The sequence below is a fragment of the Nocardiopsis oceanisediminis genome, from assembly GCF_048595525.1.
GTDB classification, from domain to species: Bacteria; Actinomycetota; Actinomycetes; order Streptosporangiales; family Streptosporangiaceae; genus Nocardiopsis_A; species Nocardiopsis_A oceanisediminis.
In genome coordinates this window covers 265516-282857 of sequence record NZ_JAFMZJ010000002.1, presented here as the reverse complement: position 1 = coordinate 282857, position 17342 = coordinate 265516, and the positions used below count along the sequence as shown (strand labels likewise).

Below are 17342 nucleotides of genomic sequence, written 5' to 3'. Positions count from 1 at the left end.
AACTCCCGCTCTACCGGAAAAACCCGGCAGAGACTTCCGACGCGGCCTTGAGCCGCTGAACCCTCCAGCAGCGAGATCAGCTCAGGGCCGGTGCGGCCTCACAAGGGAAGGCCGACTCGACCGGCGGCGGACTGTGAACCGGAAAGACCCCCACAGGGGAAGAACAAGGCCTCCGCCTGCACGGCCTCCTCTCAAGGGAAGCCGCGCAATACCCCGCTCACCAGAGCGGGGGCGTGCGGATCCGGCCGGGCAGAGGCTTCTCCCGGCAGCGGGCCGAACAAAACCCCACCCGAAAGAAGAGGCCCTGGTGTAAACCCGGTTTACACCAGGGCCGCGCAGGAGCGCTTCACGGCCCCTGGGAGCCCTCCCGATCGGGGCGCTCCCGGGCGGCGGGGGAGGACCGTTTGAGGGCGCGGTAGAGCGTGGAGCGGTCCACTCCGAGATCCTCGGCGATCGAGGAGACCGCCTCACCGGCGGCGCGCCGGCGCTGCGCCTGCAGAAGATCGCGCTCTTTCAGAGCCGCCCGGCGCCCTGGGCGCCGAAGGATTCCCGGGGAAGACCACCGCCCCCGGGCTCCGGCAGGGGAGAGGCCGGCCGCGGTACCGAGCGCGGTATAGCTGGCTCCGGCGCGATAGGCCCGATGGGCGGCTTGATCGATCTGCAGTTGCAGAAGCCTCCCCAGCAGGGTCAGGGCTTGCAGCTCGCTCAAGGACAGGGCGGCCTCGGCTGGAGTCCCGTCGGGTTTCTCCGCTTCGGAGGCCAGAGAGCGGGCCAGAGTCCTCAGGTGCTGAGCGGTCAAACTCAGCATGTTCTCTGCGTGATGGTTCATCGAGGCCGTCTCAGGAGGCTGCTGTTCCCGGGCTGATCAGTTCGGCGAGCCTGGTATAGGCGCTACGGGTGGCCCGACGCAGCCGCCGCTGGTCCACGACTCCGTTCTTCTGCAGGTGGCGATCGAAGGGGACGATGACCACGGTGCCGCCGTGAGCGCCCAGGCGCTGGGCCGCGGCCCGGGTGCGCTGGGTGCGCGAAGCCCGCTGGCACAGCGCGATGAGAGCGGTGCGGGCCAGAGCCGCGTGGGCCTCGCCGAGCCAGGCCAGGGTCTTCTCCGCGGCCGAGAGGGCATCCTCGGTGGGGTCGGCTACAACGACGGCGCGGCCGGCCCGTGCGACGGCGGCGGCGATCACGGGGTCGCGGTCCAGGTCGGTCCCGCAGTCGGTGAGCACCGCGTCGGCGTGGTGCTCGATCAGCCCGGCCACCGCCTCGTATTCACTGGCTCCCGTACTAGGGGAGCGGCCATGGCCCACGGTGTGCAGCCCCCCGCCGTTGTGGCCGAGATATCCGCGCAGTGAACTGAAATCTGGGATGCGCCCGGCATCGGCGTCGGCGGCCAGCTCTGACAGGCTCGCTCCGGAAGCGTCGTGCACCCGGCCCGCCAGGGTTCCGAAGTGGTTGGCGTCCACGGCCACGACCCGTTCGCCGCGCAGAAGCGCCAGCGCGCTGCCCAAGCCGACCGCAGTGGTGGTCTTGCCCACCCCGCCCTTGCAGGAGAGCACGACGGTATGCAGCTGCAGCGACCGGTTCCGGTCGGCGATCACGCAGTCCCAGACCTGGGAAGGGGCGGCAGGTCTGCGGAGCGGGTTCGAATCTCCTTGTTCTTTCGGGAGAGCCGGTGCGCCGCCCCGAGCGGCCGGCGGGGGTGGGGCGGGGGCGTGCGCCGGGGGAAGCGAAGGCGCTCTGGAAGGGCCGCCCGCAGAGCCTGGGGGAGCGGCCGCGGGGACTCCCGCGGTGCCGTCCGGTGCCGCTGGCCGGACGCGGGGCGGAGTCCCGGCCGCCCCGGGAGCCGGCTGCGCTCCGACCTTGGGGGAGAGGTGCGGAGGGAGCCGATCGGCGGCGGTTCCCCCGGGGCCCTTCTGCCGCTGATGATCGCGGGGAGCCGCCGACGGGGGAGAGGGGCTGGCAGGACCCTCCTGGCCGGTCCGGGCCGAGCCCTCATGCGTGAGGGGCCCCTGCGGAGCCGACGGGGAGCGACGAGGAGGAGCCGGTCGGCCGCCCTCAGGGCGGGTGCCGCCCTGAGAGGGACGGCGGCCGGAACGGTCTTCCCCGGAGGGCCGGGCAGGAGCTGGAGGAGAGGGCTGCCCTGCTTCTTCGGGCGTGCGGGAGAGCTCCTCGGCCCCTGGGGGAAGAGGCCGCTCAGGGGCGGCGCCAGCGGAAGCGGGGGAGCGGTCTGCGGGTTCCCCCTCCCCGGCCGCTTCCTCCTGGGCCTTCTCCGGGACCGCGCCGCTCTCACCGGGGGTGGAGCGCTCCGAAGGAGCAGCAGGTTCCCCTTCCGGGGCGGACCCCTCCGGGAGGGGGGCCTCGTGGGGCACTCCTTCGACTTCCCGGGGGGCCTGCGGAGCGGGTGCGACGGAGCCGTCGGGGCCGACGAGCAGCCGCCAGCTGCGCCCGTCGGGGTCGAGGGTGGTGGCCTCCAGGGGGCGGCCGTCGGCCGCAGCGCGCTCGGCGATGCGGCGCAGCACCTCAGCGCGCACCGCGGTGGAGTCAGGGGCGGTGATCGTCTGCTCGGTGCCGCCGATGAGCAGCAGCCCGGTGCCGTCGGCGCGCAGCTCGGCGCTGATCTCAGGTGCGGTGCTCACGGCTACCTCCCTTTCGAATGGTGCCAGGGGCCGGTGGACAGGTGGATGTGGTCGATGTGGGCCAGCGTCTTGTTGCCGCCGTAGGTCCCCAGGCTGTAGCGGCCGCCGCGGTAGTTCTTGACCTTCTCCCAGGGGCCCACCGGGTCCTTGGAGGGGTTCCAGATGTGCTCGTCGTACATCACGTACTTGACTTCGAGCTTCTCGTGGTGGGCGATGAGCCAGTCGATGGCCTTCACGGCATTGGCCTGCATCTGGGGAGTGGGGGTCTGGCTGTTGGTGGAGAGCATGTAGTCGCAGGCCTGCCCGACGGGATGGTCGCCGGTGCCGTCCCGGGGGTCCTGGCAGCCCACTCCGCCGTTGGGGTCCCAGAACTCACCGAACTCGGCGGTCAGTGCGGCGTAGGCGCGGCAGGCCGAGGGGTGGATTCCGTCCGAGACCGGGGCGCAGTCCTCGCTGATGACCGGCTCGCCTCCGCCGCCGGCCAGTTCGCACTGCTCGGAGCTGACAGGAATCGCCTCGGCGGCCACCCCCGACAGCGCTGCCACGACCTTCTTGGCGTCGGCCCAGTGGGGAGCGTAGTGGTAGGCGTCGGCGTTGCGCTGCACGGTGTGGGCCACCAGGGTCGGCTCCATATCGTCGCGGCCGTCGACCTTCTCCAACTGCTCGAAGAACATCTCGCTGGAGCGGACGGGGTCGGTGCGGTCCTCATGCGAGCCCCAGGCACCGTTGCCCAGCTGCTGGAACAGCCCGCGCGACCCCTCCTCGATCTGGCCGCTGGCCACCAGGGCCTCGCCGGCCGCGTCGCCGTGGTCGAGGTTGCGCAGGGACGACTCGCCCATGGCGGTCATCACACCGATGGTCTGGTCGCGCACGGACAGGCCCATGTCGGCCCCGACGTTCATGATGATTGCGGCGTTGACCAGCTGTTCTCCGCTCCAGGAGCCTTTGCCGATGGGGCCTTTGGGGACGTCGCCGTCCACGGAGACCGAGGTGGTGGGCGAGCAGGAACCGCCGCCCGGGGAGATCACCAGGAACCCGAGGAGCGCGGCGATGAAGAGGAACGGCAGACAACCGGCCGCAAAGGCCATTGCCCCCTTGTTTCCCTCCACTCTCACTCCTTTTTGGTACAGAAATAAGTGGTGATGCGCAATGCGTTTTTTGTTTCCGAAAGGCGACGCTGGAAAAAGTCCAGCTAGAAGCCCTGAAGTGCTGGAAGGTGGCATTGCAGTGGGTGACTGCGGGGATTGTCCGCCACAGGCTAGCAGTGTATGCACTTGAGGGGTATCTGATATCTGATTTTACTTCCGACCGATATGCGCTAACGTGTGGTCGGCCATAGGGGCCCGCATTCTCGCGGAGTCTCGTTGATTTTCCTTTTTTGGCGGACCAATGGACCAGCGGACCAGAAAGGCGGCCGTGCCCGAGGAGAACCCGTGGCTGAGCGCCGCATCCGCGATGACCCCTGTCGCCCCAGCGGCCGGCGACCTGCAGGGGGCCGAAGCCCCGCCTCCGACAGGCGCCCCTGCTCCGCAACCGCTCATCCCCGCCCCCGCGGGCCCCGCCCTGCCCAGGAGGAGCACACCGCCGGGGAGCGGAAGGCTGTGGTGGCTGGGCGTCCACGGGGGCGCGGGCGAATCCACACTGGCCGCCCTCAGCGGCACGGCCGGCGCAGAACACGCCTGGCCGGTTGCTGAAACCGGCCGCCCCGCCGTCGTCCTGGTGGCGCGCACCCATCTCCACGGCCTGGAGCGGGCACGCCAGGCCGCCACCGAGTGGGCCCGCGGCGAGGTCGATGTCGACCTGCTCGGCCTGGCGCTGGTCGCCGACGCCCCCGGGCGGGCGCCCAAGGCGCTGCGGGACTTCTCCGCGCTGGTGGCCGGAGGCCTGCCCCGCACCTGGCGCATCCCCTGGATCGAGGCCTGGCGGGCCGAACCCCCCGAGCCCTCCCTGCTTCCGCGGCCGGTGCGGCGCCTGCTGGCCGATACCGCGGCCCTCATCAACCCCGAATCCGGAAAGGCCGCAGAATGAATGAGCTGCTCGTCGATATCGCGGTGAATATCCCCAACCCCGGTACGGGGGAGCCCCCGCCCGGCTCCCGGGGGATTCTCACGATCCTGCAGTGGGTCAAATGGGTCGCGCTGGCGGTGTGCGTAGGCGGGCTCATCGCTGCCGGCGCCACCATGGCGATCCAGTCCCGCCGCGGAGAAGGCGGCGAGCACATGGGGCGGATTCTCATGGTGCTGGGCGGCGTGGTCGTCATCGCCGCCGCAGTCTCCATGATCGGGTTCCTCGTCCGCACCAGCGGCGCCGGCGGCTGACGTCCTGCGCCCTTGTTCGCGCAGGCCGTAGAGCCCTCAGTCAGATAGAAAGGCGGTTCAATGAGCGGCGAGGAAAACCCCGCAGGCCCCGCTTCGGCGTCCCCGTTCGCCGGCAAGGGGTTCATCGCCTCGGCGGGCATCGTCGGCGTGATCGCGGTCGCCGGTGTAGTGGTCACCGCGACAACCCTTTTCGGGGGCCCCGACAGCGAGTCCGGCGGCGCGGCCCCTTCGCCGTCCTCCCACGCGGTCGGTGAAGAGGAATACCCCGAGCAGGAGGTGCCGCGCAGCGACGGCAGCTCCAGCACCTGCGGGCTCAAGGCCAGCGAGAAGGACGAGTTCGGCGAGTTCCCCTCCGACGTCCACTGGAAGGACTTCGCAGGCACCATGCAAGTGCCCACCTCCAAGGCCCACGGGCCGGGCGTTATCGAGAACAGCGGCTTCCGGCACTGCTACGCCCAGTCACCGGAGGGCGCGGTCCTGGCCGGCCTCAACTACGTCGGCATGACCTCCGACCCCGCGGTCATGGGCGAGGTGATGGACAAGATGTATGCCAAGGGGCCGGGACGCGACACCGCGCTCAAGCGCCTGGAGGAGGAGCCCGCCGGCGCCGATGAGGCCCGGGGTCGCCTGGAGGGGGCACGGCTGCTGGCCTATGCCGTCGAGCGGGCCCGGGTGGACGTGGCGCTGTGGGCCAGCGACGGTACCAGCGAGGGCCTGGGATCAGTGACGGTGGACCTGCGCTGGGAGGACGGCGACTGGAAGGTCGTCACCGATGAGGAGACCGGGGAGATGGTGATCCCCTTGGTCTCCATCCACGACACCACGGGCTACATCCTCACCGGGGTCGGGAAGTAGCCGTGCTTCCCGGAGTGCTTCCCGGCGTCCTGCCCGCCGATAAAGAGGAACCGGAGTCGGAGTGCTCCTGGTATCAGGCCAACTGCCATATCAAGGAGGACGCCAAGGAGTTCCTCGTCAACTCCCTGTCGGAGAGCCTGCAGTCGATCGCCGAGGCGATCAACGAGGCGGTCGGCCAGGCTGTCACGGGCCTGGGCACGCTGTGGGTCTACATGCCCACCACCGACCTGATCCGCTCGGGGGAATCCGACCGGCCCGTTCAGCCCCAGCCCCCGCACAAGAGCTCGGTGTGGCTGGAGACCGTCCTGGAGTGGACGGTGTGGGTCTCGCTGGGCATCTGCGTGCTGTCGCTGATGGCGGCCGGGGCGATGATGGCGCTGCGCGCCCGCCGCGGAGAGGGCGGCGAGCACCTGCGCACCATCTTGACCATCCTGGTCGCCTCGGTGATCATCGCCTCCTCCTCGGGCATCGTGCGCGGCCTGATGGCCTCGGGCCCCTCGGCGATGGCCTCCGGCCCGGTGCGCCTGGTCCAGCAGCACCTGTGGTGGTACATCGGCGCCGCGGTCGTGCTGTCGGTGGTCGTCGCCGGAGCGAGGATGGCCTGGGAGCAGCGCGCCGCCCCCGGCAAGGACCTGATCAAGTCCCTGCTGCTGTTCGCCGTGGTCAGCGGCGCGGGCGTGTACGCGATCTCGGGGTTCATCCAGGCCTCCGACGGATTCGCCAAGTGGCTGGTGGCCGACGGCTCCACCAACGACGACTTCGGCAACCGGGTCCTGACGATGCTGGGGCTGGCCACCGGCGCCCAGCCCGCCTTCGGGGTGATGCTGGTCATCACCCTGGGCTCCATCGCGATGCTCCTGTCGCTGGTGCAGATCATGCTGATGATCATCCGCGACGGCATGCTGGTGATGCTCACCGCGGTCCTGCCGCTGGCTGCGGCCTTCACCAACACCGAGATGGGCCAGTCCTGGTTCAAGAAGGCCTGCGGGTGGCTGATCGCGTTTCTGCTGTACAAGCCGGCTGCGGCCATCGTCTACGCCATCGCCTTCACCATGGTCGGCGAGGGCAACAAGGTCGCCCCCACCCTGCACAACGTCGTCACCGGGCTGGCGCTGATGCTGGTCGCCCTGGTCGCGCTGCCCGCGCTGATGAAGTTCGTGGTCCCCATGGCCAGCCTGGGCGGCGGGGGAGCGGCCGTGGGTGCCATGGCCGGGGTCGCCGCCGCCGGGTTCGGCAAGGCCGGGGAGATGGCCTCCGGGGCGATCAGCACCGGCAAGGGCGTGGGCGAGTCCGAAGCCTCCCTTGACGACGGCGGAGGGGGTGGCCCGGCGAGTGGCGCCCCCACCTCACCGGACCAAGGCGGCCAAGACCAGCAAGGCGACGCCCCGGCCGAGCAGCAAGGCGGAGGCCTGAGCGAGGATCCCGAAGGGGCCGACGACCCCTCCGACACCGGCACCGGCGACGGGGGAACCGACCCCACCGGCGCCCGGACCGAGGGCGAGGGCCCTGCCGACACCGGCACCGGAAGCGAGGCCCCAACCGGCACCGGGGGAGCCGAGGCGGGCGGCGCGGCCGCCTCCGGCGCGGCCGCCGCCGGCGCCGCCCCCTGGATCGAGGCGGCCGAAGCCGTCAAGGAAGCCGGGGACGCGGTCAAAGCCGGGGCAGAGGGGACCGCCCGCGAAGCGACGGAGGGGCCCGATGGCAGCAACTGACAAGCCGCGCACCTACGGCAACTGGCGCCGCCCTGCCTCCCCCGGGCTGATGGGGCTGGGCGCCCTGGGCACCGTCGGGCTGCTGCTGGGGCTGATGATCAGCGTGTTCGCGGTGATGGCCGGCGGACTGGCCGCCGGCGCCGTCGCCGCCGTGCTGCTAGGCACCGTCCTGCTGGTCCTGCTGGTCAAGGACCGCCACGGCCGGTCCCTGCTCTCCCGTGCCGGGATCCGCCTGGGCTGGGCCAACGCCCGCTCGGCCGGATCCCACCTGTACCGGTCCGGGCCGCTGGGGCGCGCCGGGTGGGGCACCTACCAGCTGCCCGGCCTGGCCGCCCCCTCCCGGCTCAGCGAGCACGAGGACTCCTACGGCCGCAAGTTCGCGCTCATCCACGTGCCCTTCACCTCCCACTACACCGTTGTGCTGGGCTCCGACCCCGACGGGGCCTCCCTGGTCGACCGCTCCCAGGTCGACCAGTGGGTCGCCGGGTGGGGGGCGTGGCTGGCCAACCTGGGAGAAGAGCCCGGGGTGGAGGCCGCCCAGGTCACCATCGAGACCGCGCCCGACACCGGTCACCGGCTGCGCCGGGAGATCACCGCCAACACCGACCCCGATGCCCCGGCCCTGGCCAAGCAGATGCTGGAGGAGGTGACCCGGACCTACCCGTCGGGGTCCTCCCAGGTGCGCGCCTACATCACCGTCACCTTCAAGGCCGTCGGATCCACCGGCAAGCGCCGCGAGGCCGAGGAGGTCGGCCGCGACCTGGCCACGCGGCTGCCGTCGCTGACCGGTCGGCTGGCGGCCACCGGCGCCGGCGCCGCCCGCCCGCTGACCGCCGCCGAGCTGTGCGAGGCGGTGCGCACCGCCTACGACCCGGCCGCCGCCCAGATCATCGACCAGGCCCGCGCGGACGGGGAGGCAACCGAGATGGACTGGGCCAACGTCGGCCCGGCCGCCGCCGAGGCCTTCTGGGAGCACTACCGCCACGACAGCGGGCTGTCGGTGTCGTGGACCATGACCGAGGCCCCCCGGGGCAACGTGCAGTCGGCCATCCTGGAGCGGCTGGTCAAACCGCACCGCGACATCGCCCGCAAGCGCGTCACCCTGCTGTACCGGCCGCTGGACCCGGCGCGGGCCGCCGCGGTGGTCGAGTCCGACCTGAGAGCCGCGCAGTTCCGCGCCACCTCCAACCGCAAACCCGCCGCCCGCGACATGGTCGCCACCCGCCAGGCCCAGGCCACCGCCAACGAGGAGGCCACCGGCGCCGCCCTGGTCAACTTCGGGGTGCTCGTCACCGCCACCGTGACCGACCCGGCCCGCCTGCCCGATGCCAAGGCCGCCGTCGACAACCTCGCGGCCACCGCCCGGCTGCGGCTGCGCACGGCCTACGGCTCCCAGGACGCCGCGTTCGCCGCGGGCCTGCCGCTGGGCCTGGTGCTGCCCCGCCACCTGCGCGTGCCCGCCGAGCTGCGCGACCAGTTCTAGGAGCACGAGATGTTCAAACGCCACCGCAAATCCTCCAAAACCTCCGCAGAAGCGGAGCAGGAGAAGGGCGCGCCGAAGGCGCGCACCGCTGAAAAGCCGGCCAAGGTGAAGAAGGCCGCGCCCGCCGCGCCCAAGCGGCCCGGGGCCCGCGGCTGGAGCGGGCGGGGAGGGGGTGCGTCCCTGCTGGTGCAGATGGCCGACGAATACCGGGGCACGAGCGTGCAGGTGTGCGGGCTGTGGCCCTTCGCCGCCGGGGCCGGCGCCCCGATGGTGGGCGTGCCGCTGGGCCGCTCCCTGACCACCGGCGCCACCGTGTGCTGCGACCCCATCTCCTGGTTCCAGCGCGCCAACCTCATCTCCAACCCCAGCGCGTTCGTGCTCGGCCTGCCCGGGCTGGGCAAGTCCACGATCGTGCGGCGCATGGCGCTGGGCCTGGCCGGCTACGGGGTGCAGCCCCTTGTCCTCGGCGACCTCAAACCCGACTACGTCGACCTCATCGAAGCGCTCGGCGGCCAGGTCATCAGCCTGGGCCGCGGGCTGGGCCACCTCAACGTGCTCGACCCCGGCGAAGCCAGGGCCGCCGCAGACCGGCTCACCGGCAAGGCCCGTTCCCAGGTCATCGCCGACGCGCACGGGCGTCGGTTGACCATGGTCTCCTCCCTGCTGACGATCGTGCGCTCGGCCCCGCCCACCGACCGAGAGGAGACCATCCTCGACCGGGCACTGAAGGTCCTAGACGACCGCCACGAGGGGGTGCCGGTCCTGCCCGACCTGCTCAAGGTCATCCAGGACGCCCCTGAGGAAGTGCGCCACGTCGCCCTGGACCGCGGATCCATGGACCGCTACCGCGAGATCACCGAGCACCTGGAGGCCTCGCTGATCGGGCTGACCGGCGGAGGCCGCCTCGGCGAGATCTTCTCCGCCCCCACCACCACCCCCATGAAGCTCGACCGGCCTGTCGTCTTCGACGTCTCCTCCATCGACGACTCCGAGACCGACCTGCAGGCCGCCGTGCTACTGGCCTGCTGGTCCAACGGGTTCGCCTCGGTCAACGTCGCCCACGCCCTGGCCGACGCCGGCCTGGAGCCCCGCCGCCACTACTACGTCGTCATGGACGAGCTGTGGCGGGCGCTGCGCGTGGGGCGCGGCCTGGTCGACCGCGTCGACTCCCTCAGCCGCCTCAACCGCCAGTACGGGGTGGGCACCACCATGATCACCCACACCATGAGCGACCTGATGGCCCTGCCCAGCGAAGAGGACCGGGCCAAGGCCCGCGGACTCGTGGAGCGCTCCGGAATGGTGATCTGCGGCGGGCTCCCCGAAGCCGAGATGGGCATGCTCAACGCCGCCGTGCGCATGTCGCGCGCCGAGCAGCGGCTGCTGGCCAGCTGGCAGGACCCCCCGGCCTGGGACGCCGCAGCCGGCCGTGAAGGCACCCGGCCCGGGCTCGGCAAGTTCCTCGCCAAGGTCGGCGGGCGCCCCGGAATCCCCCTGCGCGTGTCCCTGACCAGAGCCGAGGCCGCCGTCCACGACACCAACAAGCGCTGGCACGAGACCAGCCGCATCGGCGGGGGCACGGCCCCGGCGGAGGTGGGCTGATGCCCGCGACCAACCGCCGCACCTCCCAGCCCTCCACCGTCAGCGCCGAGGCGATCCTGGGCGCCATCGCCCTTGTGGCCCTGGCCGCGCTGGTCGGTGGCGCCTGGGCCGCGCTGCACCTGGCCAACCTGCTCGCCGACCCCGCCCAGGACCTGCCGGCCAACCCGTTCACTCTCATCGTGGCCCTGGCCCTGGGCGAGGCCTCCTGGAGCAGCGGAGCCACCGCCGTCGCCGCTGCCGAGGTCCTGCTCGCCGCCGGGACTGCGGTGCTCATCACCTGGCTGCGCCGCCGCGGCAGGAAGGCCCGCTCACGCGTGGACGCGGCCGCCACCTACATGGGCTCCGGCGACGAACTCGCCGCACTGACCGAACAGGGCGCCGCCGCCACCGCCCGCCGGCTCGGCATCACCGACTCGCCCGGAGTGCCCATCGGCCGCACCGTCGACGGCTCCCAGATGCTCTACGGCTCCTGGGAGGACATGCACATCGACATCTGGGGCCCCCGCACAGGAAAGACCACCTCCCGTGCGATCCCGGCGATCCTGGCCGCCCCCGCCGGCTCCAGCGTGCTGGTCACCTCCAACAAGCGCGACGCCACCGACGCCACCCGCGACGTGCGCGCCGACATCACCGGCAACACCCCCTGGGTGTTCGACCCCCAGCAGATCGCCACCGAAGAGCCCACCTGGTGGTGGAACCCGCTCTCCTACGTCACCGACGAGGTCAAGGCCGCCCAGCTCGCCGGCCACTTCGCCTCCGGAACCCGCGACGCCTCCGCCCAGACCGATGCCTTCTTCGACGGCGCCGGCAAGAACCTGCTCGCCGGACTGCTGCTGGCCGCCGCCTTGGACGAGCGCCCCATCACCGACGTCTACACCTGGCTGACCCGCCCCACCGACGACACCCCGGTGGGCATCCTCGCCGACCACGACTACCCCCTCCAGGCCGACGCCGTCTCCGAGAACGTCAACGCCCCCGACAAGCAGCGCGCCGGCGTGGCCGGCACCGCCGCGCAGATGGCCGCCTGCCTGACCAACACCCGCATCCACCCCTGGATCACCCGCCAAGGCGGCCACGACACCCGCCCCCACTTCGACCCGCACGCCTTCGCCACCGGCGGCCACACCCTCTACAGCCTGTCCAAAGAAGGAGCCGGCACCGCCGGACCCCTGGTGACCGCGCTGACCGTGGCCGTGGCCGAAGCAGGGGAGGAACTGGGCGCCCGATCCCGGGGCGGGCGCCTGGAACGGCCGATGCTGGGCGTGCTGGACGAGGTCGCCAACGTCTGCAAGTGGGCCGACCTGCCCAACCAGTACTCCCACTACGGCTCCCGCGGCATCGTGCTCATGGCCATCCTGCAGTCGTGGTCCCAGGGCGTGGAAGTGTGGGGCGAAGCGGGAATGCGCAAACTGTGGTCGGCCGCCAACGTCAAGGTCTACGGCGGCGGCGTCTCCGAAACCGCCTTCCTGCAGGAGCTGTCCCAGCTCATCGGCGACCACGACCGCCGCTCCGTCTCGGCCAGCATCAGCAGCGACAGCCGCTCCACCACCCGCTCGCTCAACGACATGACCACCATGGACGTCGCCGACCTGGGCGCACTGCCCCGCGGCAGGGCCGTGGCCATCGCCTCCGGCGCCCCGCCCACCCTGATCCAGACCGTCCCTTGGATGGCGGGCCCCCGCGCCCAGGCCGTCAAGGACTCCATCGCCGCGCACGAACCCGGGAGGCGACAGCCATGACCCGCCCCGAAACCCCGGAGCAGCAGACCGACGAGGCCGCCTACCAGGACGCCCTCGCCGAGATGATGGCCTTCATCGAAGCCGACGAGGCCGCCAACGGCCTCACCGCCCCCCAGCAGGACGAACCCTCGCCCCTGGACGAGGAGGCGGAGCAGGACCAGGCCGAGCTCTACTTCGGCTCGGTGGACGAATTCGTCCGCGAATACATCACCCCGCTCTACCGCCGCAAGGTCTCCGCCCGCGGCCAGCGCCGCTGGTCGGCCGAATGGTGGACCAACCCCGAGGCCATCGCCCGCCTGGAATCGCTCTGGCGCGCCTGGGAGAACCTGCGCCTGGACGGGGGAACCGGCATGAGCACCTGGTGGCGCGACCACGCCGACCACCACATGAGCGCCCTGTTCGACCCCGACGGGCCCTTCGCCGCCTCCACCGACGAGAACAAGCTCGGCGAACCCCTGCCCTACACCCCGCCCCCGCCCGGGCTGTTCCCCGACGCGCGCACAGGAGGCCGCCAGTGAGCACCGGCTACCATGAGGCCGACGACGGCATCTCCGAGGCCTTGAGCGCCAACTGGCGCGCCGCCGTCGCCTCCTACCAGAGCCTCTCTCAGAAGATCTCCACCGCCCTGCCCAAGCTCAAGGAGGTCTGGCGCCGCCGCCAGGAGACGAAGGAGTACCGCGAGAAGGCGCGCAGGCTCTACAAAGGGGCATGGGAGGAGTCCCGGGAGAAGCTGGAGGCCGTCCACGACCCGCAGTGGTGGCGCGAGGCCACCCCCGCCCAGATCGCCGAGGTCTACGGCCACGCCCTGGGCTGGCGCGACCACGAAGTGCAGGCCGAAGAGGCCGAAGAGCTCATCCACCACAGGGTGCGCGAGCACTACGGGGTCGACCTGCGGGAGAACAAGACCGTCGACCAGATGGTCGAAGAGGCCCGCCAGAGCCTGGAAGAGGCCGAGCAGGCCAGGGGCGGCCCCGACCGCGAGGAAGCAGAACACGACCGCGAGCAGGACTCCGGCCGGAAGAAGGCCGACAGGGAACACCAGCACGACCCCCAGGCCCGAGAAGAGCTCCGGCAGGAGCAGCAGGAGACCGGAGAACCCCAGCGGAGCGAGCAGACTCGCGAACCGCGCGAGGACATCGACTTCCAGATCCGCGAACCGGTCGACCGGGTCCGGCAAGGCCTCAGCGACCCGAGGGAGGCGCCACGGGGCCGGCAGCGGCTCGGCGCCCGCGCCACCCGTCCGAAGCCGCGCTCCCTGGAAACCTCCCAGGGGCGCTGAGACCACCGGCCGGCGCCCCGCGAGGAAGGGGGCGCCGGCCGGTGCTCATCCGACCCCGACCCCCTGCTCCGCTCCGCGCCCGGCCGCGCGGCGGGCCTGCGCCGCGCGCTCGGGGCCCGCCTGCGCGGGCCGGACCTGCTGGATGTAGGTGGCGACCAGCCGGGCTGCGTGCTTGGCGGAGTACCGCCCCAACCGCTCCAGCCGGCCCGCGTCGGCCTCCAAGCGCAGGTTGAGCCTCCCGGCCGCCTGGGACAGCTCGAAATAGCGCTGCGCGTCCTTCGCGGTGACCTCCTTCGAATCGGCCGCCGGCCCGACGGGCAGGCGCCCGCGCACCTCGGAGAGCAGAGCGGCGTCCTCACCCGGGGCGAAGGAATCCCGAATCTGCCCCGCGGTCGCAGTGGCCCTCCAGCGCCGCATCACCGCATCGATGCTGTACTGGACCGCCCGGGCCTCCTTCAGATCGGCATAGGGCGCGACCTGCAGCTCCTGCTCCACCCGGAAAGGATCCTCCCCCTGGGCCCGGGCCACACGCACCGCATGAGTGGCCTGCAACCGGGCCCCGTGCTCCTGGGCCATCGTCGCGGCCTGGGCCAGGTGCAACCGATCCAGGCCGATGCGCTCGGCCAGCGCCCCCGCGGCCCCGGCCAGCCGCCCATAGCCGTCGGCGGTGTGCATCAGACTCGGCGCCGGCTCGAAACCGCGCACCCGGCGCACGGCCTCGGCCAGCGCGATGCTGTCCTCAGCGGGCAGCTCCCGCGCCGCCACCGCCTCCGCCTGAGTGGCCGTACCCTCCCAAGCCGAGATCCCGTTCTCCTCGATCCACCACGCGGCCTTCTGCGAGGCCTGGTAGCTGGAGTAGGGCTCGGCGTCGCCCACATCGATGCTCACCACGCCACCGGCCGACGCAGGAACCGGCCCGAGCCGGGCGGCGGCCGACTCCTGAGGGACCGGTTCGGCAGGAGCCGGGAGGAGGGCCTCCCCGGCGGGCTCCATGACGGTCGGGGAGGGCGCGGGCGGCTCCTCACGGGCCGGAGGCGGCGCCTCAGACCCCTGCCCGGACACCTGTTCAGAGGCGGGCGCGGCCCGGGCGGCGACCTCGCCCCCGACCTCGGCCCCGGCGCGGGCCGCCCCCTGCGGAGAAGCCGACCGCGGGGCATCGGTGTCGCGACGTATCAGCGCCGCTTTCAACCGGTTCAGCTGAACCAGGTTCATGTCCTCGGGCGGCGCAGTGGCCTCCAGCTCCCCGAACAGCACCATCGCCGCCTCATGGCGGCCCTCCTGCATGGCCTGCGTCAGGCGCCGGGTGATCTCCCCGGTGGCCCGGCGGGCCTGCAGCAGCAGCTCGGCGCGCTCGGCGGCCCAGGGCGCAGGCACATCGTGGCCGGCCAACCCGGCATGCGCGGCGTCGATCCCGGCCAGCGCCTGCCGGTAGGCGCCCTCCTGCTCGGCCCGGCGCACCGCCTCGGCGACCTCGGGCTCCACCCCGGCCACCAAGGTGCGCGCCTGGGCCTCGCGCTGCTCGCGAACCTGCTCGCCCAGCTGCTTGTAGAGCCCTTCGGAGATGCGGTCGCGCCCGAGCCGGTCCAGGACCGCGCTCAGCCGGGAGACGCGGGTGAGCCGGTCCAGCGCGGTGGTCTTCTTGCGCAGCCGCCAGGTCCCCTTGGACTTCCACGACTTGCGGAACCCCAGCTTCTTCAGCTCGGCGCGCACCCGGGCGTCCTTGGGGTCCACCCCGCGCACCAGGCTCTCCTTGGGGCCGTGGTCGATGCGGATCACCGGGCCCTCCAGCGCCCGGCGGGCGGCCTCGCCGCCCCGCCACATCAACCTGCCGCGGTCGGGCTCGCGCCGCCAGGTCCACTCGGGGTCGGCGGCGTTGGCGGCATTGACCAGGTCCAAGGCCCGGGAGGCCCGCCCGCCGCGCATGAGGTCGCGCACCGCCCGCTCCAAGGTGCGGCGGGCGGCGGGAACGGCCCCCGCAGACGGCCCCTCACCGCCCCGCAGGACCCCCAGAGCCTCCCGAACCCGCTGCTCGGTGTCCTGCTCCTCAGAAGGCGGTCGGGACACGTGGTCTCCCTCCATAAGTCAGGCCGCTCATGACAAGTGAGGTTCCTCCAGGCGGCAAGGCGGCTCCGGCCGGGACAGCTTTGCGCAGGGCGCCCGGACCGCCCGGGCGGCTCAGCGCTCGACCCCCGGCCCCGGGTCCTGGCGGCCGCGGGGACGCCCGCGCCCCGGGGCCGGGCCCTTCTGCATGGGGGAGCCCATGCCCTGCTGGGCGCGGCGCACCGCTTCCTGCGCCGCCGGATCGGAACGCCCCTGCTCGGCCGGGGCGGGAGCCGCGCCCATCGCCTTGAGGAAAGCGCCCCTCTCCTTGCGGTCGGCTTGGAAGAACTCCTCGGGCGTGTGCGGCAGCTCGGAGTTGTCGACGCCCCGCCCCCCTGCCTGGAACACCGCTTTCTGCAGGGCCTGCCGGTGGCCGTGCCGGGTGAGAGCCTCGGGGGCGTCCGCGTAGGCGACCTGGGCGACGCGGTCGGCATCGGAGTGCAGGGCGAGCATGGTGGGGGCGGTGGTGGGGTTGAGCTCGCCCCGGTCCATCAGGGCCTCGGAGTGCTCCCAGTAGGATTCGAGCCATTCTCGGGCCTCCTCGCGCCCGAAGGGCACTTCCCCTTCGCCACGGGCCTCTTTCAGGGCCGCCCCGGCGCGCGGTTCATGCTCCCACCGGCCGTCCGGACCACGGGTGTTCTCGTAGTGGACGGTGCCGTCGCGGTCGGTGACGATGACCTTCCAGACGTTGGGATCGGCCTCCAGCGCGTCCAAGGTGCCGGGGAGCCCGCGGTAGATCTCGTCGTGGCCGGCCGCATCCGCCCAGCGGCCTTTTCCCGGAGGGCGACCGACGTAGCGGCCCACCATGTCCAGCCGACTCCTGTATTCGGAGACGGCGAGCCCGACCACTTCGGCCCTGAACCCCTCGTGGCGGCCCGACTCCGGGCGCCGGGCCAGTTTCCCGATGTCGTGCACCACCCACTCAGGAGAGCGGAGGGTTCCCTCGATGACCAGGTTGTAGCCGTGTTCGTGGGCATATTCCTGGGTCATCTCGTTCCAGCGGTACATCGCTGGGGAGGTGAGCGCGACGTAGTCGTGGGGGCGCTCCCGCATGATCCTGTGCCGGTGCGGGTGCAGCTTGCGGAAGTCGTCGGGGGAGACGCGTGCGATGTCGCCGCCGTAGCGTTCGGCGATGTGCCTGAGGGCGGTGGTTTTGCCAGCGGCGAGCTGGCCGCCCAACATCACGGCGGTCGGACGCCCACTCTGGACGGGGGTGATCTTCTGGAAGAGGCCCTTCTCGATGTATTCGTCGAAGAGCCGCTGGAAGTCGCCTTCGTCGACCTCGTAGGAGTCATCGGTCATCCGGGTCGCTCTCGATCTCGTCGAGCAGGGCGTTCAGGCGCTGGATCTCGGCGATCATGCCGTCCCTGTCGAGGTTCTGGTAGGCCCTGCCCCAGGCCTCGAGCATCTTGGCCTTCGCGGCCTCCTTGGCCTCGGGGGTGGGTGCGTTCTCGGCCAGGCGCATGTACTCCCCGGCGAGGTCGGTCGCCGTCTCGGCCAGGATGTCGGCGACGACCGAGTCAGGGGTCTTGGGGTCGATGTCGTTCATAATCCTCATCCTCCGATATCAGTGCGGCCGCTCCGGTGCACGGCGGTATTTATAGCCGAACCACTGAATACTCGC

At 71.9% G+C, this 17342-nt stretch carries 15 protein-coding genes; 9 read left to right on the top strand and 6 right to left on the bottom strand.

The features are described from left to right. Positions 1–346: 346 nt before the first annotated feature. From J0910_RS31300 to J0910_RS31290, 3 genes are all read right to left on the bottom strand, one after another. Entirely contained in the window at positions 347–829 is a 483-nt protein-coding gene (locus tag J0910_RS31300) for a helix-turn-helix domain-containing protein (protein WP_420162366.1), read from the bottom strand. A gap of 10 nt (positions 830–839) precedes the next feature. After that, positions 840–1595 carry a MinD/ParA family ATP-binding protein gene (locus tag J0910_RS31295; RefSeq protein WP_420162365.1) on the bottom strand — a complete coding sequence of 252 codons (756 nt, stop codon included), beginning with the start codon at positions 1593–1595 and terminating at the stop codon, positions 840–842. A 1040-nt stretch (positions 1596–2635) separates the two neighbouring features. Beyond that, positions 2636–3721, bottom strand: coding sequence for a VldE C-terminal domain-containing protein (locus J0910_RS31290; protein WP_420162364.1), 1086 nt, complete (start codon positions 3719–3721; stop codon positions 2636–2638). 328 nt (positions 3722–4049) lie between these two features. Between J0910_RS31290 and J0910_RS31285 the strand changes: the two genes are divergently transcribed. Genes J0910_RS31285 through J0910_RS31245 form a run of 9 tightly spaced genes read left to right on the top strand, consistent with a single transcriptional unit; the run spans position 4050 to position 13618 of the window. Then, on the top strand, positions 4050–4661 hold the full coding sequence (locus J0910_RS31285; protein WP_420162363.1) for a DUF6668 family protein: 612 nt from the start codon (positions 4050–4052) through the stop codon (positions 4659–4661). After that, a complete protein-coding gene (locus J0910_RS31280; RefSeq protein ID WP_420162362.1) occupies positions 4658–4951 on the top strand; it encodes a hypothetical protein in 294 nt (97 codons plus the stop codon). The genes J0910_RS31285 and J0910_RS31280 overlap by 4 nt, the downstream gene beginning before the upstream one ends. A 60-nt stretch (positions 4952–5011) precedes the next feature. Further along, a complete protein-coding gene (locus J0910_RS31275; RefSeq protein WP_420162361.1) occupies positions 5012–5806 on the top strand; it encodes a DUF8175 domain-containg protein in 795 nt (264 codons plus the stop codon). A gap of 2 nt (positions 5807–5808) precedes the next feature. Continuing rightward, positions 5809–7518, top strand: coding sequence for a TrbL/VirB6 family protein (locus tag J0910_RS31270; protein WP_420162360.1), 1710 nt, complete (start codon positions 5809–5811; stop codon positions 7516–7518). Next, the gene (locus tag J0910_RS31265; protein ID WP_420162359.1) at positions 7505–9001 is read left to right on the top strand and encodes an SCO6880 family protein; all 1497 of its coding nucleotides are present in this window, start codon (positions 7505–7507) and stop codon (positions 8999–9001) included. Before J0910_RS31270 ends, J0910_RS31265 begins: the two co-directional genes overlap by 14 nt. 9 nt (positions 9002–9010) lie before the next feature. After that, positions 9011–10600 carry an ATP/GTP-binding protein gene (locus tag J0910_RS31260; RefSeq protein WP_420162358.1) on the top strand — a complete coding sequence of 530 codons (1590 nt, stop codon included), beginning with the start codon at positions 9011–9013 and terminating at the stop codon, positions 10598–10600. After that, the gene (locus J0910_RS31255) at positions 10600–12339 is read left to right on the top strand and encodes a type IV secretory system conjugative DNA transfer family protein (protein ID WP_420162357.1); all 1740 of its coding nucleotides are present in this window, start codon (positions 10600–10602) and stop codon (positions 12337–12339) included. Before J0910_RS31260 ends, J0910_RS31255 begins: the two co-directional genes overlap by 1 nt. Next, entirely contained in the window at positions 12336–12857 is a 522-nt protein-coding gene (locus J0910_RS31250; protein WP_420162356.1) for a DUF4913 domain-containing protein, read from the top strand. The genes J0910_RS31255 and J0910_RS31250 overlap by 4 nt, the downstream gene beginning before the upstream one ends. Further along, positions 12854–13618 carry a hypothetical protein gene (locus J0910_RS31245; protein ID WP_420162355.1) on the top strand — a complete coding sequence of 255 codons (765 nt, stop codon included), beginning with the start codon at positions 12854–12856 and terminating at the stop codon, positions 13616–13618. The genes J0910_RS31250 and J0910_RS31245 overlap by 4 nt, the downstream gene beginning before the upstream one ends. Positions 13619–13663: 45 nt before the next feature. Here the strand turns inward: J0910_RS31245 and J0910_RS31240 are convergent, their stop codons facing one another. The 3 genes from J0910_RS31240 to J0910_RS31230 form a co-directional block, all read right to left on the bottom strand. Further along, positions 13664–15682 (bottom strand): hypothetical protein, encoded by a 2019-nt coding sequence (locus J0910_RS31240; protein WP_420162354.1) that lies wholly within the window; start codon positions 15680–15682, stop codon positions 13664–13666. A 111-nt stretch (positions 15683–15793) separates the two neighbouring features. Next, on the bottom strand, positions 15794–17020 hold the full coding sequence (locus tag J0910_RS31235; protein ID WP_420162353.1) for a zeta toxin family protein: 1227 nt from the start codon (positions 17018–17020) through the stop codon (positions 15794–15796). Further along, a complete protein-coding gene (locus J0910_RS31230) occupies positions 17010–17267 on the bottom strand; it encodes a hypothetical protein (RefSeq protein ID WP_420162352.1) in 258 nt (85 codons plus the stop codon). Before J0910_RS31230 ends, J0910_RS31235 begins: the two co-directional genes overlap by 11 nt. Between the last annotated feature and the right edge of the window lie 75 nt (positions 17268–17342).

Excerpts from the sequence above, each read along its gene's own strand:
- J0910_RS31300 (WP_420162366.1), bottom strand. The coding sequence starts at position 829 with ATGAACCATCACGCAGAGAACATGCTGAGTTTGACCGCTCAGCACCTG.
- J0910_RS31290 (WP_420162364.1), bottom strand. The coding sequence starts at position 3,721 with ATGGCCTTTGCGGCCGGTTGTCTGCCGTTCCTCTTCATCGCCGCGCTC.
- J0910_RS31230 (WP_420162352.1), bottom strand. The coding sequence starts at position 17,267 with ATGAACGACATCGACCCCAAGACCCCTGACTCGGTCGTCGCCGACATC.
- J0910_RS31255 (WP_420162357.1), top strand. The coding sequence starts at position 10,600 with ATGCCCGCGACCAACCGCCGCACCTCCCAGCCCTCCACCGTCAGCGCC.
- J0910_RS31250 (WP_420162356.1), top strand. The coding sequence starts at position 12,336 with ATGACCCGCCCCGAAACCCCGGAGCAGCAGACCGACGAGGCCGCCTAC.
- J0910_RS31275 (WP_420162361.1), top strand. The coding sequence starts at position 5,012 with ATGAGCGGCGAGGAAAACCCCGCAGGCCCCGCTTCGGCGTCCCCGTTC.
- J0910_RS31265 (WP_420162359.1), top strand. The coding sequence starts at position 7,505 with ATGGCAGCAACTGACAAGCCGCGCACCTACGGCAACTGGCGCCGCCCT.
- J0910_RS31280 (WP_420162362.1), top strand. The coding sequence starts at position 4,658 with ATGAATGAGCTGCTCGTCGATATCGCGGTGAATATCCCCAACCCCGGT.
- J0910_RS31260 (WP_420162358.1), top strand. The coding sequence starts at position 9,011 with ATGTTCAAACGCCACCGCAAATCCTCCAAAACCTCCGCAGAAGCGGAG.
- J0910_RS31235 (WP_420162353.1), bottom strand. The coding sequence starts at position 17,020 with ATGACCGATGACTCCTACGAGGTCGACGAAGGCGACTTCCAGCGGCTC.